The organism is Streptomyces radicis (assembly GCF_003626575.1).
Lineage (GTDB): Bacteria > Actinomycetota > Actinomycetes > Streptomycetales > Streptomycetaceae > Streptomyces > Streptomyces radicis.
Genome location: NZ_RBDY01000014.1, coordinates 100,545 through 119,557, shown reverse-complemented (window position 1 = coordinate 119,557; position 19,013 = coordinate 100,545). Strand labels below are relative to the sequence as shown.

General features: G+C 73.3%; 20 protein-coding genes and 1 pseudogene. 9 read left to right on the top strand and 12 right to left on the bottom strand.

The window, feature by feature from the left end:
• Positions 1-48 precede the first annotated feature (48 nt).
• Positions 49-849 carry an aminoglycoside phosphotransferase/kinase family protein gene (locus D7318_RS32900; protein WP_183091551.1) on the top strand — a complete coding sequence of 267 codons (801 nt, stop codon included), beginning with the start codon at positions 49-51 and terminating at the stop codon, positions 847-849.
• Between the two features lie 69 nt (positions 850-918).
• On the opposite strand, the pseudogene D7318_RS34045 reads toward D7318_RS32900, so the two are convergent.
• Positions 919-1,056 (bottom strand): annotated as a pseudogene (locus tag D7318_RS34045) (helix-turn-helix domain-containing protein); the annotation flags it as partial.
• A gap of 246 nt (positions 1,057-1,302) precedes the next feature.
• Here D7318_RS34045 and D7318_RS19320 point away from each other — a divergent pair.
• Positions 1,303-1,761 (top strand): glycine-rich domain-containing protein, encoded by a 459-nt coding sequence (locus D7318_RS19320; RefSeq protein ID WP_120698361.1) that lies wholly within the window; start codon positions 1,303-1,305, stop codon positions 1,759-1,761.
• 124 nt (positions 1,762-1,885) lie between these two features.
• Positions 1,886-2,575 carry a class I SAM-dependent methyltransferase gene (locus D7318_RS19315; protein WP_120698360.1) on the top strand — a complete coding sequence of 230 codons (690 nt, stop codon included), beginning with the start codon at positions 1,886-1,888 and terminating at the stop codon, positions 2,573-2,575.
• A gap of 94 nt (positions 2,576-2,669) precedes the next feature.
• Here D7318_RS19315 and D7318_RS19310 read toward each other — a convergent pair whose 3' ends face one another.
• From D7318_RS19310 to D7318_RS19295, 4 genes are all read right to left on the bottom strand, one after another.
• Positions 2,670-3,392: a DinB family protein gene (locus tag D7318_RS19310; RefSeq protein WP_120698359.1), complete on the bottom strand. Its 723-nt coding sequence runs from the start codon at positions 3,390-3,392 to the stop codon at positions 2,670-2,672.
• 128 nt (positions 3,393-3,520) lie between these two features.
• Positions 3,521-4,249 carry a PH domain-containing protein gene (locus D7318_RS19305; RefSeq protein WP_120698358.1) on the bottom strand — a complete coding sequence of 243 codons (729 nt, stop codon included), beginning with the start codon at positions 4,247-4,249 and terminating at the stop codon, positions 3,521-3,523.
• 8 nt (positions 4,250-4,257) lie between these two features.
• Positions 4,258-4,932 (bottom strand): ATP-dependent endonuclease, encoded by a 675-nt coding sequence (locus tag D7318_RS19300; protein WP_120698357.1) that lies wholly within the window; start codon positions 4,930-4,932, stop codon positions 4,258-4,260.
• A 33-nt stretch (positions 4,933-4,965) separates the two neighbouring features.
• The gene (locus tag D7318_RS19295; protein WP_120698356.1) at positions 4,966-5,730 is read right to left on the bottom strand and encodes a GNAT family N-acetyltransferase; all 765 of its coding nucleotides are present in this window, start codon (positions 5,728-5,730) and stop codon (positions 4,966-4,968) included.
• A gap of 157 nt (positions 5,731-5,887) precedes the next feature.
• Here D7318_RS19295 and D7318_RS19290 point away from each other — a divergent pair, with 157 nt between their 5' ends.
• Entirely contained in the window at positions 5,888-6,592 is a 705-nt protein-coding gene (locus tag D7318_RS19290; RefSeq protein WP_120698355.1) for an SIMPL domain-containing protein, read from the top strand.
• A 64-nt stretch (positions 6,593-6,656) separates the two neighbouring features.
• On the opposite strand, the gene D7318_RS19285 is transcribed toward D7318_RS19290, so the two are convergent.
• Together D7318_RS19285 and D7318_RS19280 are read right to left on the bottom strand one after the other, a co-directional pair.
• The gene (locus D7318_RS19285; RefSeq protein WP_120698354.1) at positions 6,657-6,995 is read right to left on the bottom strand and encodes a hypothetical protein; all 339 of its coding nucleotides are present in this window, start codon (positions 6,993-6,995) and stop codon (positions 6,657-6,659) included.
• Between the two features lie 271 nt (positions 6,996-7,266).
• Positions 7,267-8,256 (bottom strand): dipeptidase, encoded by a 990-nt coding sequence (locus tag D7318_RS19280; RefSeq protein WP_120698353.1) that lies wholly within the window; start codon positions 8,254-8,256, stop codon positions 7,267-7,269.
• 84 nt (positions 8,257-8,340) lie between these two features.
• On the opposite strand from D7318_RS19280, the gene D7318_RS19275 reads away from it, so the two are divergent.
• The gene (locus tag D7318_RS19275) at positions 8,341-8,946 is read left to right on the top strand and encodes a GNAT family N-acetyltransferase (RefSeq protein WP_120698352.1); all 606 of its coding nucleotides are present in this window, start codon (positions 8,341-8,343) and stop codon (positions 8,944-8,946) included.
• Between the two features lie 30 nt (positions 8,947-8,976).
• On the opposite strand, the gene D7318_RS19270 is transcribed toward D7318_RS19275, so the two are convergent.
• Complete coding sequence (locus tag D7318_RS19270; RefSeq protein ID WP_120698351.1) at positions 8,977-9,693, bottom strand: Clp protease N-terminal domain-containing protein; 717 nt, start codon at positions 9,691-9,693, stop codon at positions 8,977-8,979.
• Between the two features lie 199 nt (positions 9,694-9,892).
• Between D7318_RS19270 and D7318_RS19265 the strand changes: the two genes are divergently transcribed.
• Positions 9,893-11,245 (top strand): cation:proton antiporter, encoded by a 1,353-nt coding sequence (locus D7318_RS19265; protein WP_120698350.1) that lies wholly within the window; start codon positions 9,893-9,895, stop codon positions 11,243-11,245.
• 430 nt (positions 11,246-11,675) lie between these two features.
• Here D7318_RS19265 and D7318_RS19260 read toward each other — a convergent pair whose 3' ends face one another.
• Complete coding sequence (locus D7318_RS19260; protein ID WP_120698349.1) at positions 11,676-12,155, bottom strand: MarR family winged helix-turn-helix transcriptional regulator; 480 nt, start codon at positions 12,153-12,155, stop codon at positions 11,676-11,678.
• Between the two features lie 228 nt (positions 12,156-12,383).
• On the opposite strand from D7318_RS19260, the gene D7318_RS19255 reads away from it, so the two are divergent.
• Positions 12,384-13,757: an acetamidase/formamidase family protein gene (locus tag D7318_RS19255; RefSeq protein WP_120698348.1), complete on the top strand. Its 1,374-nt coding sequence runs from the start codon at positions 12,384-12,386 to the stop codon at positions 13,755-13,757.
• Between the two features lie 93 nt (positions 13,758-13,850).
• Here the strand turns inward: D7318_RS19255 and D7318_RS19250 are convergent, their stop codons facing one another.
• Complete coding sequence (locus D7318_RS19250) at positions 13,851-14,474, bottom strand: DedA family protein (RefSeq protein WP_120698413.1); 624 nt, start codon at positions 14,472-14,474, stop codon at positions 13,851-13,853.
• A gap of 189 nt (positions 14,475-14,663) precedes the next feature.
• Between D7318_RS19250 and D7318_RS19245 the strand changes: the two genes are divergently transcribed.
• Both D7318_RS19245 and D7318_RS19240 read left to right on the top strand, forming a co-directional pair.
• Positions 14,664-15,761: a sensor histidine kinase gene (locus D7318_RS19245; protein ID WP_120698412.1), complete on the top strand. Its 1,098-nt coding sequence runs from the start codon at positions 14,664-14,666 to the stop codon at positions 15,759-15,761.
• A complete protein-coding gene (locus D7318_RS19240) occupies positions 15,752-16,399 on the top strand; it encodes a response regulator transcription factor (RefSeq protein ID WP_183091544.1) in 648 nt (215 codons plus the stop codon). Before D7318_RS19245 ends, D7318_RS19240 begins: the two co-directional genes overlap by 10 nt.
• Before the next feature lie 63 nt (positions 16,400-16,462).
• On the opposite strand, the gene D7318_RS19235 is transcribed toward D7318_RS19240, so the two are convergent.
• Positions 16,463-17,833, bottom strand: coding sequence for an alkaline phosphatase family protein (locus D7318_RS19235; protein ID WP_120698347.1), 1,371 nt, complete (start codon positions 17,831-17,833; stop codon positions 16,463-16,465).
• Positions 17,830-19,011 (bottom strand): metabolite traffic protein EboE, encoded by a 1,182-nt coding sequence (gene eboE, locus D7318_RS19230; protein WP_120698346.1) that lies wholly within the window; start codon positions 19,009-19,011, stop codon positions 17,830-17,832. The genes D7318_RS19235 and eboE overlap by 4 nt, the downstream gene beginning before the upstream one ends.
• Positions 19,012-19,013 lie beyond the last annotated feature (2 nt).

Here is a 19,013-nt window from a genome sequence, read left to right as displayed (position 1 = left end):
AACGGCGAACGCCCGGCATTCGGCTGAGAACCTGGGGTGGTGAGTGCCATGACCGACGATCCGACGACGTTGCCGTTCCGAGAGCTCATCCGCCCACACACCGGAGTCGTGACCGGATTCCGCCGCGCCGAGACCGTTGGCTGGACGGATTTCGCCGGGGTGGTCACGTGTGAGAAGGGGCCGTTCTTCGTCAAGGCCATGCGCAACGAGGGGTGGCGGTGCGCCTCCATCAATCGCGAGCGGCTGATCACCCCGTTCCTCGCCCCCCTCGCACCCACGCTGCACTGGGACGCGGGCGACGACGAGTGGATCGCGCTCGGCCTCGACGTCGTGGACGGCAGAACGCCCGACTTCGGCCCGGACTCCCCCGATCTGCCCGCCGTCGTCGAGCTCGTCGACCGGATCGGATCGATCGAGCTCCCCGAGCCCGCCCTGACCTGGACGGAGACCCGATGGGACCGGTTCGTGACGCGGGAGTCCGAACGCGAACTGTTCCGCGGTGACACGTTGCTCCACGCGGATCTCAACCCGTACAACCTGCTGATCGAGGCGAACGGGATCAGGGCGCTCGACTGGGGATGGCCCACCCGGGGCGCCGGACTCATCGACCCGGCCATGCTCGTCGTCCAGCTCATCGCCTCCGGACACACACCCGCTGGCGCCGAGAGCTGGGTGAGCGGCTGCGCGGCCTGGCGCGACGCGAGCCCCGAGGCCGTCGACGCCTTCGCCGCCGCATACCTCCGCATGCGGCACGAGATGACCGAACGCAAGCCACACGTGGCCGCGCGCCAAGCCATGCTCACGGCAACGGCAGCCTGGGCCGCCCACCGCGGCCTCACACCGTCCTGAACGACTCCGCCAACGTCTCGATCCGCTCCGCGCGGCGTCCCAGCAGGAACAGCCGATACGCGCGGCGCGGTGCACCAGGCCTAGGTCGGCGATCCGCGTGCGGCGCTCCAGCCGGGATACCGTGGACGGCGAGCAGCCCAGCCGGTCCCCGAGCGCGGCCAGCGTCCACGCACGGTGCTCGCGGCCGAGCCGGATCAACGCACCCACACGCCGCTGCGCGGCCGCCTCGCGCGCTCGTGTGCTGTTCCAGAGCGGGTCAACGGACACCGGCCCCTCCCACGCCGCGCGACCGGGGCCTTCCACGGTACGGCCGCGACGCGGCCTTCGACCAGACCGCTTGCAGCACGTGCAAAATCCTTGCGTCGCAAGACAATTGATCGCTCGTCAGGCCGTCGGCGCGGTGTGCTTGAACTGCCGCCCCGAATCGCGGGGCGCCGCCCCATCGGAGGCACCATGGCAATCGCACCCTTCTTGACCAGCAATCCGACAACCGGCCCGCGCCGCTCCGCACGCGACATCGTGCCCAGCGACCTGTGGGACAAGCAGGTCGGGCTCCTCCAGCGCGACTACCCCTACGACTCGATCATGGCCGCTCGCGTCCTGGACCAGGGCTACGCCTACCTGCTGACCGCGATGAGGCATCGCGGTCAGCAGCTCGGGCTCGCGCCCAGCACGCTCGTCGACATCGGCGTCCACACGATCATCCTCGACACCGTTGCCTACGCCGAGCTGTGCGACCGCCACAACGACGGGCGCTTCCTGCACCACGTCCCCAAGGTTGAGTTCAAGAACGACGGCTCCGTACTCAAGACCGCCCAGCTGATCGCAGCCGACGGCTGGGAGGTCGACCTGCCGCTGTGGGCCGACGCCGCCGAGTGCGGCCCGTGCCACCCCGGCAACGACGCCCACTGACCACCTCGTAGCACGGAGCGCGCCAGGGCCCGGCCGACCCGACTCGGCCGGGCCCTTGGGCACGCCAGGGTGAGATCTCCCGGAACCGGACCCGTGGCCGCGACGCACCGGCCAGGATGAGGCGGTGATCACCACCCCAGACCTCTGGCACCACTACGGGCGCACCCGTGCCACCACCGACCGGACCGTCCCGGCGACCTTCCGCTGGGCCTGGAGCCAGAACACCGGGCCCGGCGCCGAAACGCTCGGCGACCTCACCGGCCTGCGCGTCGGCGACCTCGGTGCCGGGGCCGCCCGCCACGCCGCCCACCTGGCGACCCATCACCAGCCCGCCCGGGTGGACGCCATCGACGCCTCCGCAGCCCAGCACGCCATGGCCACCGACCTCTACGCCCACCTCACCCCACGCCTGCGCCTGTTCCACGCCGACGCCGTGGCCCACCTCCGGCAAAGGCCGAGCACCTACGACGCCCTCTACAGCGTCTTCGGCGCCGTCGACTTCACCGACCCACGCGACCTGCTGCCCACGGCGGCGGACGCTCTGCGGCCGAGCGGACGGCTCGTGTTCGCCACCCTCGCCCACCACCTCGACGGCGCGCCCGCCCGACCCGACGTGACGCACACCGACATCCCGGCGACGACACCCCACGACGAGGCGACCACGATGCGCCGCTGGGTGCTCCAGGAGCGCACGTGGACCACACTGCTCGGCGAGGCCGGGTTCACGCGGATCAACACGGACCTGCTCCGCGCCGACGTTCAGGGCACGCGCACCGCCGACGCCCTGCTGGTGACCGCGACACGGCCGACCTGAACGCCCCACCAGATGACCACGCCCGGGTCGGGTCGCCCGCGCCGACGACACCGTCGCTGACCGGCGCCGCCCCGCGCGCCCCCCGCTCCCCGCGCTATCCGCGCCCGGGCGTGCGGGCGCGCCAGAGGTCGCGGAGCAGGGCGATCTCGGCCATGTGGTGGATGAACTCGAGGTTGCAGCCCGCCAGCGCGGACGCGTACGGCTCGTCCGGGTCGGAGCCGTACGGGTACTGCGAGAAGCCGACCGTGTCGAGCTGCGCCTCGGTCACGGTGGCGATGCTGTCGCGCCAGCGGTCCATCAACGCCCAGAAGCGTTCGACGGCAACGGCGGCGTCGGGTGTGAAGTCGACCAGCAGCGTGGGGTCCACGCGCCGTTCGCCGAAGGTCCACTCCCAGCTGCCCGCGAAGCAGAAGTGCAGGTGGCTGAGCCGCCACGCGATCGTCGTGACCGGGGTCTCGTCGGGCTCCACCGGGCCGGTGTGGGCGAGGACCTCCTCGACGCGCTCGGCGCTCACGCTCCAGTCCTCGGCGATCTTGGCGACCGACATGCCGCCCGCGGCCTGCCGCGCGATCTCGGCGTACTCGCTCGCCGGGATGTCGGGGGCGCCCCGGTCGAGCAGCCAGTCGCCCGGCCCGAACGCCCTCGGCGTCTCCGCCTCGCCCCGGCGCCGGATCGACCAGCAGCCGGGCACCGGCTCCCACAGGTACTCCTCGTCGCCGAGCCCCGCCAGCCGCACCTGGCCCATCTCCCTGGCCTTGTCGAACTGGTCGAGCAGCAGGCCGAGTCGATCGGTGCGCACGCCCGCAATGGTCTCCATGCCGAGCTCCCCCTTTCGCGGTGGCGTCCCTGGCCCCGCTCAGGCGGAGGCTAACGGCTCACCCGCGCGCGGCGCGACAGGTTTCCGACCGGCCCGTACCCGAACGGCCGCGGCCCGCGTTCGGACGTTCAACGGGCCCGGCGCCGCTTCCTGAGGAAGACGCCCACGAACGTCGCCGCCGCCACGCCCACGACGGACCAGATGAACGCCCGCCACGGGATGTCGAGCACGGCGTCGAGCGCGCCGACGCACAGGGCGGCCAGGAGCGCCGCGGGCAGCACGCCGAACACCGCGATCCGGATCGCCGTCCACGCGGCCCACCCGGCCGAGCCGAGCGCGTCCTCGGTCCGCCGGTCGTCCCGCGCCCTCGCGTTCGCCGCCTCGACGAGTCCGGGCCTGGGCGTCCAGTCCGCGCCGCGGTGCCGCTCCCATGTCGCGCGCAGGGCGTGGATCTCGTCGCGCGGCGACGGCCCGCGCCCGCCGTCGACCTTGGGGAGCACGATCGCGCGGCCAGGGTGCGCGTACATCGTGACATGGGTCGCGGGCTCGCCCTCGGCCTCGATCGCGAGGACGTCGCGCCACGCCGTTCGCCGCACCCGGAACAGTCGGCGCACCGCGACCCCGCGCTCGTCGACCGTGGTGGCGCTCCAGACGTCGAGCAGCATGAAGCCGAGCATCGCGCCCGGCACGGGCGCCACCACCAGGAGCACCAGGGCGGTCCCGAAGAACCAGGCGGACACCAGGAGTTGCACGACCAGCGCCGCCGCGCAGCACACGACGAGCGTGACGCCCGTCCGCCGCACCACCGAGGCCCGGTACATCCGCTTCGGCGCCCTCACCTCCGTCGTATCGCTCATGAGCGGAGTCAGATGTGGGCGAGCAGCCGGTCAAGGGGGCGGGGGGTGCGGGGTGGGGGGAGGTGTTCGATCAAGGCTTGGGCGTAGAGGGACTTGCGGCCGCTGTGGGTGCCCATGAAGCGGCGGAGCTGCTGCTCGACGGTGCGTCGGCGCTGCGCGGGCTGGTTCTGGAACGTGCGGAACGGGCGCGACTCGCCCTGCGCGTCGACGACTTCCCGCACGGCGTCGGCGCCGAGGGCGCGGATCAGCTCGTCCTCCAGGTCGGCGACGCACACGTAGAAGCCGAGCGGCTCAAGCGCGGCGCGCGTCAAGTCGGTACCGAGGCCGACGCGTTCGAGGCCGCGTTGGAAGAAGCGCTCCTCGCCCGCGTCGCACAGACCGGCCAGCCGGACGTCGAGGCCCGAAGGGCCGCACAGGGCAAGGAACTTGCCGATGTTGGTGACGCCGCCGAGCGGCACGACCGCGACGCCCTCGGCGTCGAGGTCACGGCCGCGGCGCGCGGCAAGCGCCTCCACCGCGACCTGGTCGCTGCCCCCTTCGACGAGCACGACCGTGCGCAGGCCGACGGCGGCGGCCAGGTCGTGCGCCGTCGCCACCGCCGTCGCGGTCGCCGTCGTCGCTGCCGCCGCGCCGCCCGCCGCCCCGGCGACGAGCGCCCGGCGGAAGCGTGCCATCTCGTTCATGGGCCCGTTCATGGGCTCAGTCTCGCAATCCACTCACCCGCGTTCGAACGTGTGGGTGCGGCCGATCGCGGTGAAGCCCCGGCGCGCGTACCAGTGACGCGGCCAGTCGTCCTCGGACGCCACGAGGAAACGGGTCGCGCAGCCCGCCGCCGACGCCAGGTGGAGGGCCGTGGTCAGCACGGCGGTGCCATAACCCTTGCCCAGGTGGCGCTCGGCGGTCAGGAAGTCCTCGAACTGGCCGATGCCCAGGGCCGGTTCGAGGTAGAGGTCCGCCCAGGACGCGACCTCGCCCTCCGAGGTGCGGGCGCCGATGAAGTGGACCGTGGCGGCGCCCCTGTGGCGGGCGGTGCGGCGTTCGACGAGCTGGCGGACGGCCTCGTCGTCGGCGTGCGGCAGGAAGCCGCGCCAGCGGCGGCTCAACGGCTCGGCGAACGCCGCGAGTTCGACCGGCTCGGCCGCCCCCGCCCTTGGCACCGGGCCCGTGTGCAGCATGAGGAGGTTCGCCTCATGGGTGTAACCGGCGCCGGTGAGCGCGGGAACGCACGCCTGCCCGAGCCCGTCGTCGAGCACCGTGATCAGCCGGTGAGCGAGCCCGTTCAACGCCTCGTCCGCGAGGCCGGGAAGCGCGGCGGGCTCGACCGGGGCGTCGATGAACAGCTGATTGTCATGGTGCGAGTACCGCAGCGCGTCGTCGCGCACGGCGAACCCACCGGGCACCTCGGCGACCCGGGGCGCCTGCCGCCGCGCGAAGCCGGTCAGGAAGGCGTGGACCCGGGCGAGCTCGGGAGAGATGGCCATGCGGGCCAGGCTAGACGCCGAAGGGCCGCCCCCGCCGCCCCATAAAGGGACGCGGCATCGCACTTGTAGCCTGAGCGCCGTCGAGACATCGAGCCGTCGAGTCCGTCGGCCGTCGAGCCCGTCGGCCGCCGAGTCGTCGTTCCGAGGAGGAGCCCCCATGACGTCGTCCCCCAACGCCGCCGATCCCGCCCCCGCGCCCGGCCCGCCGCGGGTCGCGGTGCGCGGGGAGGCACGGCTCGAGGTGGAGCCGGAGACGGCGCGGCTCGGGGTCACGGTGGGCGCCAGGGGCAGTGACCGGCGGGCGGCGCTCACCGATCTCACGCGGCGCAACAACGCCGTTCTCGAGCTGCTCACGTCCTATGGCGAGGCGGTGGAGAAGGTCGAGACGGGGGCGTTCGCGATCAGCCCCGAGCTCAGGTCGGGCCGCGGGGAGCGCGTGCGGGCGTACCACGGGAAGGTGTATGTCCAGGCCACGGTCGTGGACTTCACCGCGCTCGGCGAGCTGACCACGCGGCTCGCCGACCTGGAGCTGACCAGCGTCTCGGGGCCGTGGTGGGCGCTGCGCCCCGGGTCGCCCGTGCACCGGGAGGCGCGGCAGCAGGCCGTGCGCCAAGCGGTCGAGCGGGCGCGGGAGTACGCGGCGGCGGTGGGTTCGGAGCTGGCCGGGCTGATCGACATCGCCGATCTGGGGGCCGAAGGGCAGCCCGAGTACGGGGCCATGGCGGGTGGCTACGGCGGCAGGCGCGGCCCGGCGCCCGCGGGGGCGGCGGCGCCGCCGCCCGCGCTCGACCTGGAGCCCCGCCGCCAGACCGTGTACGCGCGGATCAACGCCCGGTTCACGATCACCCCGCCCGCCCTCTGAACGAACCCGCCCTCTGAACGCAACGGCCGGGTCCCGAACGGCAGCCGAACGGGTCCCGCGCGCCTCAGGCTTCGGCGTTGGCCACCATGAACTTGAGCAGGGGATCGAGGAGTTCGCGCAGGTCGTCCTCGCTGGCCACCAACTCCTCTTCCTCCCAGGTCTCTTCGGCGTCCTGGTCGAGGAACACCGCGCGGACGCGGTGGGCCGGGCCATCGGGTGCCCGGCCCTCGGGTGCGGGCCCTTCGCGGGGGGCGTCGGCGGGGCGGATGTCGAGCGTGACCAGGTGGGAGCCCGCCTCGAGCGCGAGGGAGGGCGGCGTCCCACGGAAACGCACCCGGTGGGCGGTGAGTTCGCCCTCGTGGGTGGCGTGCCAGTCGTTCAGCCAGCGCATGACCTGCTCCATGCCGCGACCCCTCCGGCGCTCGTTCGGGTGGACGGAAGGATGATCGTAGCGGGACCGCGGCCATGGTCCGGCAGGCTCGCCGAAGGAGCCTCGGCCTTCCCTGGGCGCCCGGATCGGGCCCGCGCCGGGTGTCCCCGGTCAACTCCCGGGCGGCGAGGGGTGGATGGGTCAGCCGGGCGAGGGCGACCCGGTCGTTACGGCTCGGCGGCGTGCCGGAAACGGGCGTAGCCTGACTCGTCCTTCGGCATGCGGGGGCGTGACGTCGTTGGCCCTAGTGCTGCTGTCGCCACACCCGCGCGGCGACGCGGCGGAAGTTGCCGCCCAGGATCGCGGCGACGGCGTCGTCGGGGTATCCCCGGGCGAGCAGCGCGCGTTCGACGGTCAGCAGGTCCTCGGGGGGCATGAAGGCGATCGGCCCCCAGCGGGTGTAGCAGTCGGGGAACAGCTCGGGGCTCTCCTTGAGCAGCGCGTTGAAGTCCCCCTGGTCGAACGGGTAGTCGGTCGACAGCCCGACGTGTTCGGGGCCGACGAGGTCGACGGCGTGGTCGATGTGCCGGACCAGCGCGTCGACATCCGCGACGTTGGGGCCGAGGAAGATCCCGACGCCCGTGATGCCGACGACCCCGCCCGTGGCGGCGCACGCCCTGGCCTGCTCGTCGGTGATGTTGCGGGGGTGGTCCCACACCGCGCGCATGCACGAGTGGCTGTAGATCACGGGCCGTTCGGAGACCTCGCACATGTCGAGCCCCGTGCGGGCGCCACAGTGGGAGCCGTCCGCGACCATGCCGACGGCGTTCATCTCCCGTATCAGCGCGCGGCCGTAGGCGGTGAGCCCCTCGTCGACCTCGTCGAGGCAGCCGCCGCCCGCCGCGTTGCGGTTGTTGTAACTCGGCAGCATCGTGCGGACGCCGAGGTCGTAGAAGTGGCGCACCCGGTCCAACCGCCCCTCGAGCGGCCCCGAGTCCTCCAGGTCGAACGCCACCGCCACCTCGCCCGCGCGCGCGGCGGCGTCGACGTCATCGACGCTCGCGGCCAGCCGCAGGCGGTCGTCCGCGGCGATCCGCGCCCGCCAGCTCGTGAGCAGGCCGGTCACGTCGTCGGCGCCGTGCGGGACATAGCCCGCGTTCACCGAGACAAAGCTGCCCCCCGGCCTGCGGTAACGCGCCAACTCACCGACGTCCGCCCGTCTTTCCAGCGGAAGGCAGCAGTGCTGCTCCCACAGCAGAGGCGAAAGGCGCGGTGGCGGGGACGCGTTGGGCATGGCAGCCATCATGCGCCGCGGACCCGGCGGCGGGCCAGCGATCACGGTCTCGCCCGGAGCGGGGGCTTCGCCTAGCGTTCTCCCATGACCGAACTCGTGCGGCTCCACCGCGATCACGCCCCGGCCCTGCTCGCTTTCGAGCGGGAGAACCGGAGCTACTTCGCCGCGTCAGTGCCCGACCGCGGGGACGCGTACTTCGCGGACTTCGAGGCCAGGCACGAGTCACTGCTCGCCGAACAGGCCGCCGGTACCTGCCACTTCCATGTGCTGGTGGACGCCGACGGGGCGATCGTCGGGCGGGTCAACCTGGTCGATGTGGCGGACGCGGCCGCCGAGTTGGGCTTCAGGATCGCCAAGTGCGCGGCGGGGCGCGGACTCGCGACCACGGCGGTGCGGCAGATGTGCGGGGTCGCCGCCGAGGAGTACGGGCTGAGGATGCTGCGCGCGGCCACGACGCTGGACAACGCGGGCTCCCGCGCGGTCCTGGGGCGCACGGGCTTCACCCAGGACGGCGAGACGGTGCTCGAAGGGCGTCCGGCGCTGCGCTTCTCGCGGAGCCTCTGCCAGGTGCCCGCGCGCGCTCAGGCCGGGCAGTCGGGGGAGGCGAACGTGGCGCAGAACGTCACGGGGTTGCCGTACTCCTCGACGCCCACCAGGCGCCCGCCGCTCCCGTCGTGGCGGAACGCGTAGACGCTCTCGTACGGGCGCCCGCCGTCGGCCTCAGTCCTTCTTCGGGAAGGCCGTGATCGCCTTGAGCGTCTCGACGACCCGTGCCTCGACGGCCGCCTTCTCCAGGCCGACCCCGGCCAACACCCCTGCGCCGTCCTCCTGTTCGAGGAGGGCGAGCAGCATGTGCTCGGTGCCGATGTAGTTGTGCCCCAGGCGCAGGGCCTCGCGGAACGTCAGCTCGAGCGCCTTCTTGGCGGCCGCGTCGTAGGGGACGAGCGAGGGGACCTCGGCGGCGGGCTCGGGGAGCGCGGCCTCGGCGGCCTCGCGCACGGCGTCGAGCCGGACGCCGAGCTCCGTGATCGTCACCCCGGCGAGCGCGCCCGGGTCGTCGAGCAGGCCGAGCACGATGTGGGCGGGGACCACCTGGTCGTTCCCGGCGGCCTTGGCCGCCTCGTGCCCCGCCATCAGCGCCTTGCGCGCGCGGGGCGTGAAGCGGTTGAAGCCCTCGGCGGGGTCGAGGTCGGCGCTGACGTCCTTGGGGACGAAACGCTTCTGCGCCGCCTGCCGCGTGACGCCCATGCTGCGGCCGATCTCCGTCCACGAGGCGCCCGAGCGGCGGGCCTGGTCGACGAAGTGGCCGATCAGGTGATCGGCCAGCTCGCCGAGGTGATCGGCCGCGATCACCGCGTCGGCGAGCTGGTCAAGGGCGTTGTCGTGGACCTTCTTGATGGCCTCGATCAGATCGTCGAGCCGAATCTGCGTCGTCATGCGTCAACCGTAGGTTGACAGCGGGCGTCGCGTCAACCCGGAGTTGACACCTGGATATGACCCTGGCCAGGGCGGCGATCCGATGTGCGCGCAGTAACGATTCTCTGACGCGCGGTGACCCAAGGCCACCCGAACTCTCCTAAGATCGGCGGGACGGTGGAAACCCGGGGCAACCCGCCTTGTCCGACAAGGGGTTCGTATGTCCTTGAGCGCCGACTCCGTTCCGGTGGCGCCCATCCCCGAGCACGAGCTGCTGCTTCTCCTCCTCCAGATCGGCCTGTTGCTCCTGATGGCCCTCCTTCTCGGGCGCCTGGCCGTGCGGTTGAGGATGCCCGCGATCGTCGGGGAGCTGTGCGCGGGCGTGTTGATGGGGCCCTCGCTGCTGACCGCGGTGGCGCCCGGGGTGGCCGAGTGGCTCTTCCCTCAGGAGCCGGGGCAGATGCATCTGCTGGACGCCGTGGGCCAGTTGGGGGTGCTGCTGCTGGTCGGGTTCACCGGGGTGCACCTGGACATGTCGCTGGTGCGCAGGCATGGCGCGAAGGCGGCCGGGGTCAGCGCCGCGGGCCTGCTGGTGCCGTTGGCCATGGGGCTCGGGCTCGGGCTGCTGCTGCCTGACGCCATGCGGGGGCCCGAGGCGGATACGTTGACGTTCGCGCTGTTCGTGGGCGTGGCGATGTCGGTGAGCGCGATCCCGGTGATCGCCCGCACGCTGATCGACATGGGGCTGCTGCACCGGACGCTCGGGCAGCTGATACTCGTCGTCGGAACGGTGGACGACGCGATCGGCTGGCTGCTGCTCTCGGTGGTGGCCGCGATGGCGACCACGGGCCTGGACGGCGGCGAACTGGTCTGGACGTTCGGGCAGTTGGGCCTGGTGCTGCTGTGCGCGGCAACGGTCGGACGCGTGGTGGTCGGGGCCGCGATGCGGCTGGCGGCGCGTTCCGAGGTGCGGGGCATGCCGATAGCGGTGTCCGTGGTGCTGATCACGCTGGCCGCGGCGGGGACGCATGCGCTGGGCCTCGAGGCGGTTTTCGGGGCGTTCCTGTGCGGGATCCTGATCGGCCGCACGACCGAGGAGGTGGGCCCGCGTCGGCTCGAGCCGCTCAACACCACGGTGTTGGTCGTGCTCGCCCCGCTGTTCTTCGCGACGGCGGGGTTGCGGATGGACCTCACGGCGCTGGCCGACCCGGTGACGGCGCTGTGGGCGGGCGCGGTGGTGGCGACGGCGATCGCGGGGAAGTTCGCCGGGGCGTTCATCGGCGCGCTGGGGGCGCGCATGTCGCGCTGGGAGGCGCTGGCCCTGGGCGCTGGCATGAACGCGCGGGGCGTGATCGAGGTCATCATCGCCATGGCGGGGGTGCGGCTCGGGCTGCTGTCCACGGAGATGTTCTCGGTCGTGGTGCTTGTCGCGGTGCTGACCTCCGTGATGGCGCCGCCGCTGCTGCGGGTCGCGATGAGCCGGGTGGAGCGCACGGCGGACGAGGACACCCGCGAACAGCGCGCGCTGGCCTGGCACGTGCCGCACCAGCCGACGGCGCGGGGGTCGGGGTGAGGGGCCTGCGGCGCTTGGCCGGGGCGGGTGCGGGCTGGACGTCCTCCCGTTCGCCGTCTGCCGGTTGGTCTGTTTCGTGGGGGTGCGGGTCAGAGATGGCACCTACGGGGGAGGGGGCGTCGGGTGACCGGCCGTCTCGGTCAACGATCGGTCTCGTCGCTGGTCGGGACCGTTCGCCGAACGGGCGCGGCCCTTCGGGCCTGCCCTGGCCGCCGCTCTCGTCGTTCACCGCGCGCACGTTGAGCTCATGGAGCGGGCCGGTCCGGGCCGGGGCGCGTTTCATTCAGCGGGCACCTTGGGCCTTATGTCCGCTTACGCGGGGACGGGTGCTCTTCTGAAACAGGGCACGTTCTGTTCAACACAAAGTGTGCCGCGTTTCAGAAGGGCACCCCTCGGACACCGCGGCAGACGGCGAGAACCGCCCCCACCCCTACCCCGGATCGACGTCCCGCACGAACCGCGTCAGCAGCCGCGCGAGCGTCGCGCGGTCCGTGTCCGGCCAGTCGGCCGTCGCCTCGGCGATCACCCGGCGGCGGAAGCCGCGGATGCGGAGCAGGACGTCGTGGCCCTCGGGGGTCAGCGCCAGGAGCGAGCGGCGGCCGTCGTGATGGTCCGCCTCGCGGCGCAGGAGGCCCGCCGCGAGGGCCTGCGCGGTGAGGCGGCTCGAGCGCGGCTGGTCCACGCCGAGGACGGCGGCGGCCTCGCTCACGGTCAACGTTTCGCCGCGCGCCGCCGAGGACTCGATCGCGTCGAGCAACTCGAAGACGGCGTCCGGCAGTTGCCCGTGCCGAACGGGCCGCTCACCGCGCCGCGCGGCGAGCCGGGCCGGGGCGCGGCGCTTGTAGGTGCGGCGCAGGGCGACGACGGCCGCCTCGATGGCGGCGATGTCACGGGCGTGAGCGTCTTCCACGCGCCCCCCTCCGGGTCGGACAACAGGCCGGACGACACATGCATGTTAGGCGACATGCATATCGCCGCGTTTCCCGCGTGTGTCCCGCCGGGACCGAGAAGGCGCGGGCGGTGCGGGGGGGTTTCGGGGCCGTTAGAGGGGTGCAACGTCTTGGGCCCGGGGGTGGCGGGGAGGGCGGGCGTTCTGTTCTGGTGCGGTCGTGCCACCGCGCGGAACAGGAGAAACGCCATGAACCACGACCCCAGCCACGCCCGTGACCTGCTCGTCGAAGGACTGGGGCGGCGGGGGTTCCTGCGGGCCGCCTCCGCCGTGACCGCCGTCGGGGGCGGCGCCGCCGCCGGGGCGATCGGCGCGGCAGGGACCGCGAGCGCCGCAGGGCGCGGCCGCGACGACTACCCCCGCGACGTGCTCCAGCCCCGCAGGGGCCGCATCGACGGCGACCACTACGTGCCGTCCCTGCCCGAGCAGGTCCGCTGGGGCTACCTGCCCGCGCGCGACGCCGAGCCGGTGCTGCGCGTCAGGTCGGGCGACACGGTGACCGTCGACTCCGTGTCCCACGAGGGGATCCTGGAGGACCAGGGCCGCGACCCGGTCGCGTGGTTCGGCGGGCACGACGTCGACCGGCGCGACGTGCTCGACGACGCCGTGGCCATCGCGCGCGAATACGACCGGACCGAGCGCGACTTCGACGCCGACGGACCGCATGTGATCACCGGGCCGATCGCGGTGCGGGGCGCGGAGCCCGGCGACGTGCTGAAGGTCGAGCCGCTTTCGCTGCTGCCGCGCGTGCCCTACGGCGTGATCTCGAGCCGCCACGGCAAGGGGGCGCTCGCGCGGCGCCCCGACGGCTCGGCGCCCGACGGGATCGAGCTGTCCGAGGTCATGCCGCCCGTCGCCACCGACGGGCGGCCGGGAGGGGACCCGGAGGCGTATGGCAACGTCTCGGTGTTCACGCCCGTACGGCGCGGCAGGGGCGGGGAGTTGAGCGGTGTGCTGCCGCTGGGGCGGCGGCGCGAGGTGACGTTCCCGCTGGGGCCGCACATGGGCACGATGGGCGTCGCGTTCGTGGAAGGGGGCACGCTCAACGCCCCCGAGCTGAACTCCATACCCCCCAACCTCGGCGGCGGCAACATCGACATCGCGCTGCTGCGCCGTGGCTCGGCGCTCTACCTGCCGGTCTTCGCCGAGGGCGCCCTCTTCTACACGGGCGACCCGCACTTCGCCATGGCCGACGGCGAGGTGGCGCTGACGGCGGTCGAGGGGTCGTTGCGGGCGACGTTCCGGCTGACCGTGTGCAAGCCGGGGTCGGGGGACGCGCCGTCCGTGGCGTTCCGCTACCCGTTCGGGGAGACGGAGGACGCGTGGCTGCCCGTCGGCCTGTCCGACCCTGACGGCGGCCTGGGCGGGCAGCTCGGCGATCTCGATGTGGCGATGCGGCGGGCCGTGGTCAACGCCCTGGACTTCCTCGAGCACGACCAGGGCATGGACCGCGCGGTCGCCTACGCGTACCTGTCGGCCGCCGCCGACTTCCATGTCTCCCAGGTGGTCGACCGCACGGTCGGGGTCCACGCGACGATCACCAAGGAGCACTTCACGGACTGAGGCGGGCTGAGATGGACTGGGACGGTCTGGGGCGGTCTGGGGCGGTCTGGGACGGTCTGAACGCGAACGGTGACGATCAGGAACCGGTAGCGATCAGGAGTGGTCCGGCTCCCGGTCCTGCGGCGGCGCCGAGGCGCGGCGCTTGCCCTTCCCCGGCCGGAACACGCGGTAGAGGATGAACGCGACGAGCGCGAGCACCACCACGACCAGCACGACCTTGGAGTAGACCGACACCATGTCGGTGACCCGCTCCCAGTCCTCGCCGAGGCGGTACCCGGCGAGGACGAACAGAGTGTTCCAGATGGCGCTGCCCAGCGTGGTGAGCAGGAGGAAGGAGGGCAGCGGCATCCTCTCGACCCCCGCGGGGATCGAGATGAGACTTCGGAAGATCGGGATCATGCGCCCGAAGAAGACGGCCTTGCTGCCGTGCTTGGCGAACCACGCCTCCGTCTTCTCGATGTCCTCGACCTTGACCAGCGGCAGCTTGTCGGCGATCGCGATCAGCCGCTCCCTGCCCAGCCATACGCCGAGGTAGTACAGCGCCACCGCGCCGACCACGGAGCCGATGGTGGTCCACACGAGCGCGGCCCACAGGCTCATGTCGCCCTGGCTCGCGGTGAACCCGGCCAGGGGCAGGATCACCTCGCTCGGCAGCGGCGGGAACAGGTTCTCCAGGGCGATGGCCGCGCCGGCGCCCGGTGCGCCGAGGGCCTCCATGAGGTCGGTGGCCCACCCGGCGATGCCGCCGGGGTCCTCGGACGAGGCCAGGTGAAGGGGTGCGGAGGAAGAGATCACACAGTGAACGGTACAAAGTCCCGGCGGGGCCCCGCCATGCGGGCCGCCTCAGGGACGTTCTGCGGAGAACCGCAGTCCGCTGCCCCGGCCCTCCGCGTTAGCTTGGTCGGCATGGGACAGGTGGCGCGCCGGTGGGCGCTGATGGCGGCCGGGCTGGCGTGCGGCACGGCGACGGCCGTGCTCGACGTCGCCGCGCTGCTCGTGGGCGCGCTGCCGGGGCGGGCGGGGACGGCGGTGCCCGCGCGGGTGGCCGCGTGGGAGCGGGCCAGGGTCGTGGCGTTCCTCGGCGGCGAGCGGCCCCCGCAGGGGGCGGTGGTGGAGCGCCGGGCGGCGCTCGCGTATCTGGCGGTGCGCTGGGCGGTCGGGCTGCTGGGTGGCCTCGTGCTGCTCTCGGTGCTGGTGGGGGCGGCGTACGGCTCGTTCCTGGTCTGGCTGTGGTTCTTCTATCTGGACCGCTGGTGGCTGGTGGCGCCGAGCGGGGTGGGCGGGGTGTTCCTGATATTCCTCGCGGCCTACGCGGTGTTCGCGGTGGCCGCGCTGGAGACGGCGGTGGCGCGGCGGTTCCTCGGGCCCGGGCGCGAGGAGGTGCTCGAGCGGCGCATCAGGGAGTTGGCGGAGAGCAGGGCCGGGGTGGTCGAGGCGGTGCACGACGAGCGGCGCCGAATAGAACGCGACCTGCACGACGGCGTCCAGCAGCGGCTCGTGGCGCTCGGCATGCTGCTCGGGCGGGCCAGGCGGCGCGGCGACGAGGGCGGCGAGCTGCTGGCCCAGGCGCACCAGGAGGCGCGGCAGGCGTTGACCGAGCTGCGCGACGTCGCGTGGCGGGTCTATCCGGCGGTGCTGGACGAGGACGGTCTTCGGGCGGCGCTCGAGGCCGTGGCGGAGCGATCGCCGCTGCCGGTGCGGTTGGCGTACCGCGTGGGCGGCGAGCCGCCGCGCGCGGTGGCGGCGGTGACGTACTTCACGGTCTCCGAGGCGGTGACGAACGCCGTGAAGCACTCGGGGGCCGGGACGATCGGGGTCGAGGTGACGGACGCCGGGGGCGGGGTCGACGTCCGGGTGACGGATGACGGGGTGGGCGGCGCGGATCCGGCGGGCGGCGGGCTGCTCGGGCTCGCGCGGCGGGTCGCGGCGCTCGACGGGCGGCTCTCGGTGAGCAGCCCGCCGGGCGGCCCCACGGTGATCGGCGCGGAGCTGCCGTGCGCGTGACGCTCGCGGACGACTCGACGCTGCTGCGGGAGGGCCTGGTGCGGCTGCTGGCCGAGGAGGGCCACGACGTGGTGGCGGCCGTGGGCGACGCGGAGGCGCTGCTCGCGACGGTGGAGCGCGACCGGCCCGATGTGGCGGTGGTGGATGTGCGGATGCCGCCCACGCACAGCGACGAGGGGCTGCGGGCGGCGCTCGAGATCAGGCGGCGCTGGCCCGGGGTGGGGGTGCTGGTGCTGTCGCAGTACGTGGAGCGGCGGTACGCGACCGAGCTGCTGACCGGGGACCCGGCGGGGGTGGGCTATCTGCTGAAGGACCGGGTCGTGGAGATCGACGAGTTCCTCGACGCGCTGGACCGGGTGGGGGCGCGCGGCACCGCGTTCGACCCCGAGGTGGTGCGCCAGCTGCTGGCGCGCAGCACGCACACGGATCCGCTGGCTCGGCTGACGCCGAGGGAGCATGACGTGCTGCGGGAGATGGCGCAGGGGCACACCAACGCGGCCATCGGGCGGCGGCTCTTCGTGTCGACGAGCGCGGTGGAGAAGCATGTGAACGCGATCTTCGACAAGTTGGGGCTGCCGGGGAGCGGGGGCGACTACAGCAGGAGGGTGCTCGCGGTGCTGCGGTACCTGGACAGCTGACGCGCCCGGACGGCTGACGTGCCCGGACGGCTGACGCCCCCGCGTCGGCGACGAGGCGTCGGGTCAGAGGGAGAGCTTCAGGATGAGGTCCTTCACCTCCGTCGCGGCGACCGGCTCGCCGGTCAGGGCGTCGGGATCCGAGCAGAGCAGGACCGGGCCCTCGTCGGGGGTCGCGGGGAGGCGGCCATGGCTGCCCTTCACCCATGAGCCGTCGAGCGGGACGACGTTCATGCGGTAGCGCAGGCCCAGCTTCTTGCGCGCGAGCGCCAGGCCCGCGCGTGGCTTGGCCAGGCGGTCGGCCGGGTCGAAGAACAGCTCGGCCGGGTCGTAGCCGGGCTTCTTGTGGATGTCCACGGTGGCGGCGTTGTCGGGGGCGCGGGCGTCGTCGAGCCAGTAGTAGTAGGTGAACCACGCGTCCGGCTCGGCCACCGCGACCAGCTCGCCCGCGCGCTCGTGGTCGAGCCCGGCGCTCTTCTTGCCCGTCTCGTCGAGCACCTCGTCCACGCCGGGCAGCCCGGCCAGCACCTCGCGCGTGCGGGCGAGGTCCTCGGGGCGGCGGACGTAGACGTGCGCCAGCTGGTGGTCGGCGACGGCGAACGCCCGGGAGACCCAGGGGTCCAGATACTCCATCCCGGCCTGGGTGTAGACCTCCAGGAGCCCGGCGCGGCGCAGCTCGCGGTTGATGTCGACCGGGCGCGAGGCCGGGCTGATGCCGTACTCGGACAGCACCAGGACCCGCGCCCCGACGGTTTCGGCGGCATCCAGCAACGGGCCGAGCTCGTCGTTGAGTTGGGCCGCCGCCGCCCGCGCCTCGGGCCCGTCGGGGCCGAACCGCTGGAGGTCGTAGTCCAGATGGGGCAGATAGACGAGCGTGAGGTCGGGGCGGCGGCTGGTGAGCAGGTGGCGGGCGGCGCCCGCGATCCAGCGCGACGACACGATGCCCGCCGTCGGCCCCCAGTACTGGAAGAGCGGGAACTCCCCGAGGTGGCCGACCAGTTCGTCGTGCAGCTCGACGGGCCTGGTGTAGCAGTCGGGGTCCTTGCGGCCGTCGGCGTAGTAGATGGGGCGCGGGGTGACCGTGTAGTCGGTGTCGGCGCCCATCGCGTACCACCAGCAGACGTTCGCGACGGTGTAGTCGGGCCGCTCGCGGCGGGCCGCGTCCCACACCTTCTCGCCGCCGACCAGCGCGTTGTGCTGCCGCCACAGCAGCACGTCGCCCAGGCCGCGGAAGTACCAGCCGTTGCCGACGATGCCGTGCTCGGACGGCGGCGCGCCGGTGAGGAACGTCGCCTGCGCCGAGCACGTCACGGCGGGCAGCACGGTGCCGAGCGGCGCGCTCGACCCCTTGCCCGCCAGGGCGGCCAGGCGCGGCATGTGCGGGAGGAGGGCCGGGGTCAGGCCCACCACGTCGAGGACGACCAAGGGGCGGGTCATGGCAACTCCTTGAGGCCGAGGCCGGTCAACAGGTCGCGGGCGAGGGTGAGTTCGGCGGCTATCCCCTCGGCGAGCCGCTCGGGGGTGCGCGGGCGCAGCGCGGGCGGCAGCACCTGCCACGTGTAGGTCTCGACCTCGAGGTGGGTGGTGAGCGGGTGTGCGCCGCCGACCAGGCGGGCCAGGGCGCGCTGGAGCTGCGGCAGCGTGGAGGTGAGCGGCGGGGCGGGCCTGGCGTGCAGCGGAACGTGCAGGTGGACGCGCCAGGGGCCGCGTCCCGGGAGCGGGTCGGGGCCGAACAGCGCGGTGTCGAGGTCGTCGCGCCCATTGACGCCCGCCCTGACGCGTTCCCTGGTCTGGTGCAGAAAGCGGGGCTCGGCGAAGTCGGCCAGGGCGGTGCGGACTTCGGGGCGGCCCGGGTGCTCGGCGTGCAGGGCGGCCGAGAGCTGGGACTTGACGATGGCGACGCCCTGGGCGGTCAGCCCGTCGACGGCCTGGTCGGGGTCCTCGAACTGGGTGGCCAGGTGGCACGTGTCAAGGCACACGCCGACGCGGTGCCCCGGCGGGGCGTCGGGCCCCGTGAGGACGTCGGCGGCCTGGCCCGTGGTCTCGACGGTGCAGCCGGGCTCGGGTTCGAGCGCGATGCGTATCTGGCGGCCGGTGCGCTCGGCGAGGGTGTCCAACCGCTCGGCCAGCTCGGTGAGATGGCCGAGCGCGCGGGCCCGGTCGGCGGGCCCGAACGGGTGCCGCCAGGCCAGCGGCAGGGTGGATATGGTGCCTTCGGTGACGTCGTCGGGCAGCAGCCCGGCCAGGATCTCGGCCAGGTCGGCGGTGTGGTCGAGGCGTTCCCTGCTGGTCCAGTCGGGCGTGTAGACGGCGTACTTGACGCGTTCGCCGCCGAACCCCCGGTAGGGGAAGCCGTTGAGGGTCACGACCTCGAGGCCGCGGGCGTCGAGCGCGCCGCGCAGCGCGCGGCGGGCGTCGGCGTCCGCGACCAGCGCGGCGGCGGCGTCGCGGGCCAGCCACAGGCCGATGCCGAGCCGTTCGCGGCCCAGGGCGCGGCGCACCGGCTCGCAGTGGTCGCGGAGTTGGGCCCGCACCCCGTCGAGGGTCTCGGCCGGGTGGACGTTGGTGCAGTAGGACAGGTGGACGGTGGAGCCGTCGGGGTGCAGGAAGCGCATCG

Excerpts from the sequence above, each read along its gene's own strand:
- D7318_RS19290 (WP_120698355.1), top strand. The coding sequence starts at position 5,888 with ATGACGTCGTCCCCCAACGCCGCCGATCCCGCCCCCGCGCCCGGCCCG.
- D7318_RS19310 (WP_120698359.1), bottom strand. The coding sequence starts at position 3,392 with ATGGAGACCATTGCGGGCGTGCGCACCGATCGACTCGGCCTGCTGCTC.
- D7318_RS19280 (WP_120698353.1), bottom strand. The coding sequence starts at position 8,256 with ATGCCCAACGCGTCCCCGCCACCGCGCCTTTCGCCTCTGCTGTGGGAG.
- D7318_RS19265 (WP_120698350.1), top strand. The coding sequence starts at position 9,893 with ATGTCCTTGAGCGCCGACTCCGTTCCGGTGGCGCCCATCCCCGAGCAC.
- D7318_RS19320 (WP_120698361.1), top strand. The coding sequence starts at position 1,303 with ATGGCAATCGCACCCTTCTTGACCAGCAATCCGACAACCGGCCCGCGC.
- D7318_RS19250 (WP_120698413.1), bottom strand. The coding sequence starts at position 14,474 with ATGGAGGCCCTCGGCGCACCGGGCGCCGGCGCGGCCATCGCCCTGGAG.
- D7318_RS19295 (WP_120698356.1), bottom strand. The coding sequence starts at position 5,730 with ATGGCCATCTCTCCCGAGCTCGCCCGGGTCCACGCCTTCCTGACCGGC.
- D7318_RS19300 (WP_120698357.1), bottom strand. The coding sequence starts at position 4,932 with ATGAACGAGATGGCACGCTTCCGCCGGGCGCTCGTCGCCGGGGCGGCG.
- D7318_RS19235 (WP_120698347.1), bottom strand. The coding sequence starts at position 17,833 with ATGACCCGCCCCTTGGTCGTCCTCGACGTGGTGGGCCTGACCCCGGCC.
- D7318_RS19245 (WP_120698412.1), top strand. The coding sequence starts at position 14,664 with ATGGGACAGGTGGCGCGCCGGTGGGCGCTGATGGCGGCCGGGCTGGCG.
- D7318_RS19285 (WP_120698354.1), bottom strand. The coding sequence starts at position 6,995 with ATGGAGCAGGTCATGCGCTGGCTGAACGACTGGCACGCCACCCACGAG.
- D7318_RS19270 (WP_120698351.1), bottom strand. The coding sequence starts at position 9,693 with ATGACGACGCAGATTCGGCTCGACGATCTGATCGAGGCCATCAAGAAG.
- D7318_RS32900 (WP_183091551.1), top strand. The coding sequence starts at position 49 with ATGACCGACGATCCGACGACGTTGCCGTTCCGAGAGCTCATCCGCCCA.
- D7318_RS19305 (WP_120698358.1), bottom strand. The coding sequence starts at position 4,249 with ATGAGCGATACGACGGAGGTGAGGGCGCCGAAGCGGATGTACCGGGCC.
- D7318_RS19275 (WP_120698352.1), top strand. The coding sequence starts at position 8,341 with ATGACCGAACTCGTGCGGCTCCACCGCGATCACGCCCCGGCCCTGCTC.
- D7318_RS19255 (WP_120698348.1), top strand. The coding sequence starts at position 12,384 with ATGAACCACGACCCCAGCCACGCCCGTGACCTGCTCGTCGAAGGACTG.
- eboE (WP_120698346.1), bottom strand. The coding sequence starts at position 19,011 with ATGCGCTTCCTGCACCCCGACGGCTCCACCGTCCACCTGTCCTACTGC.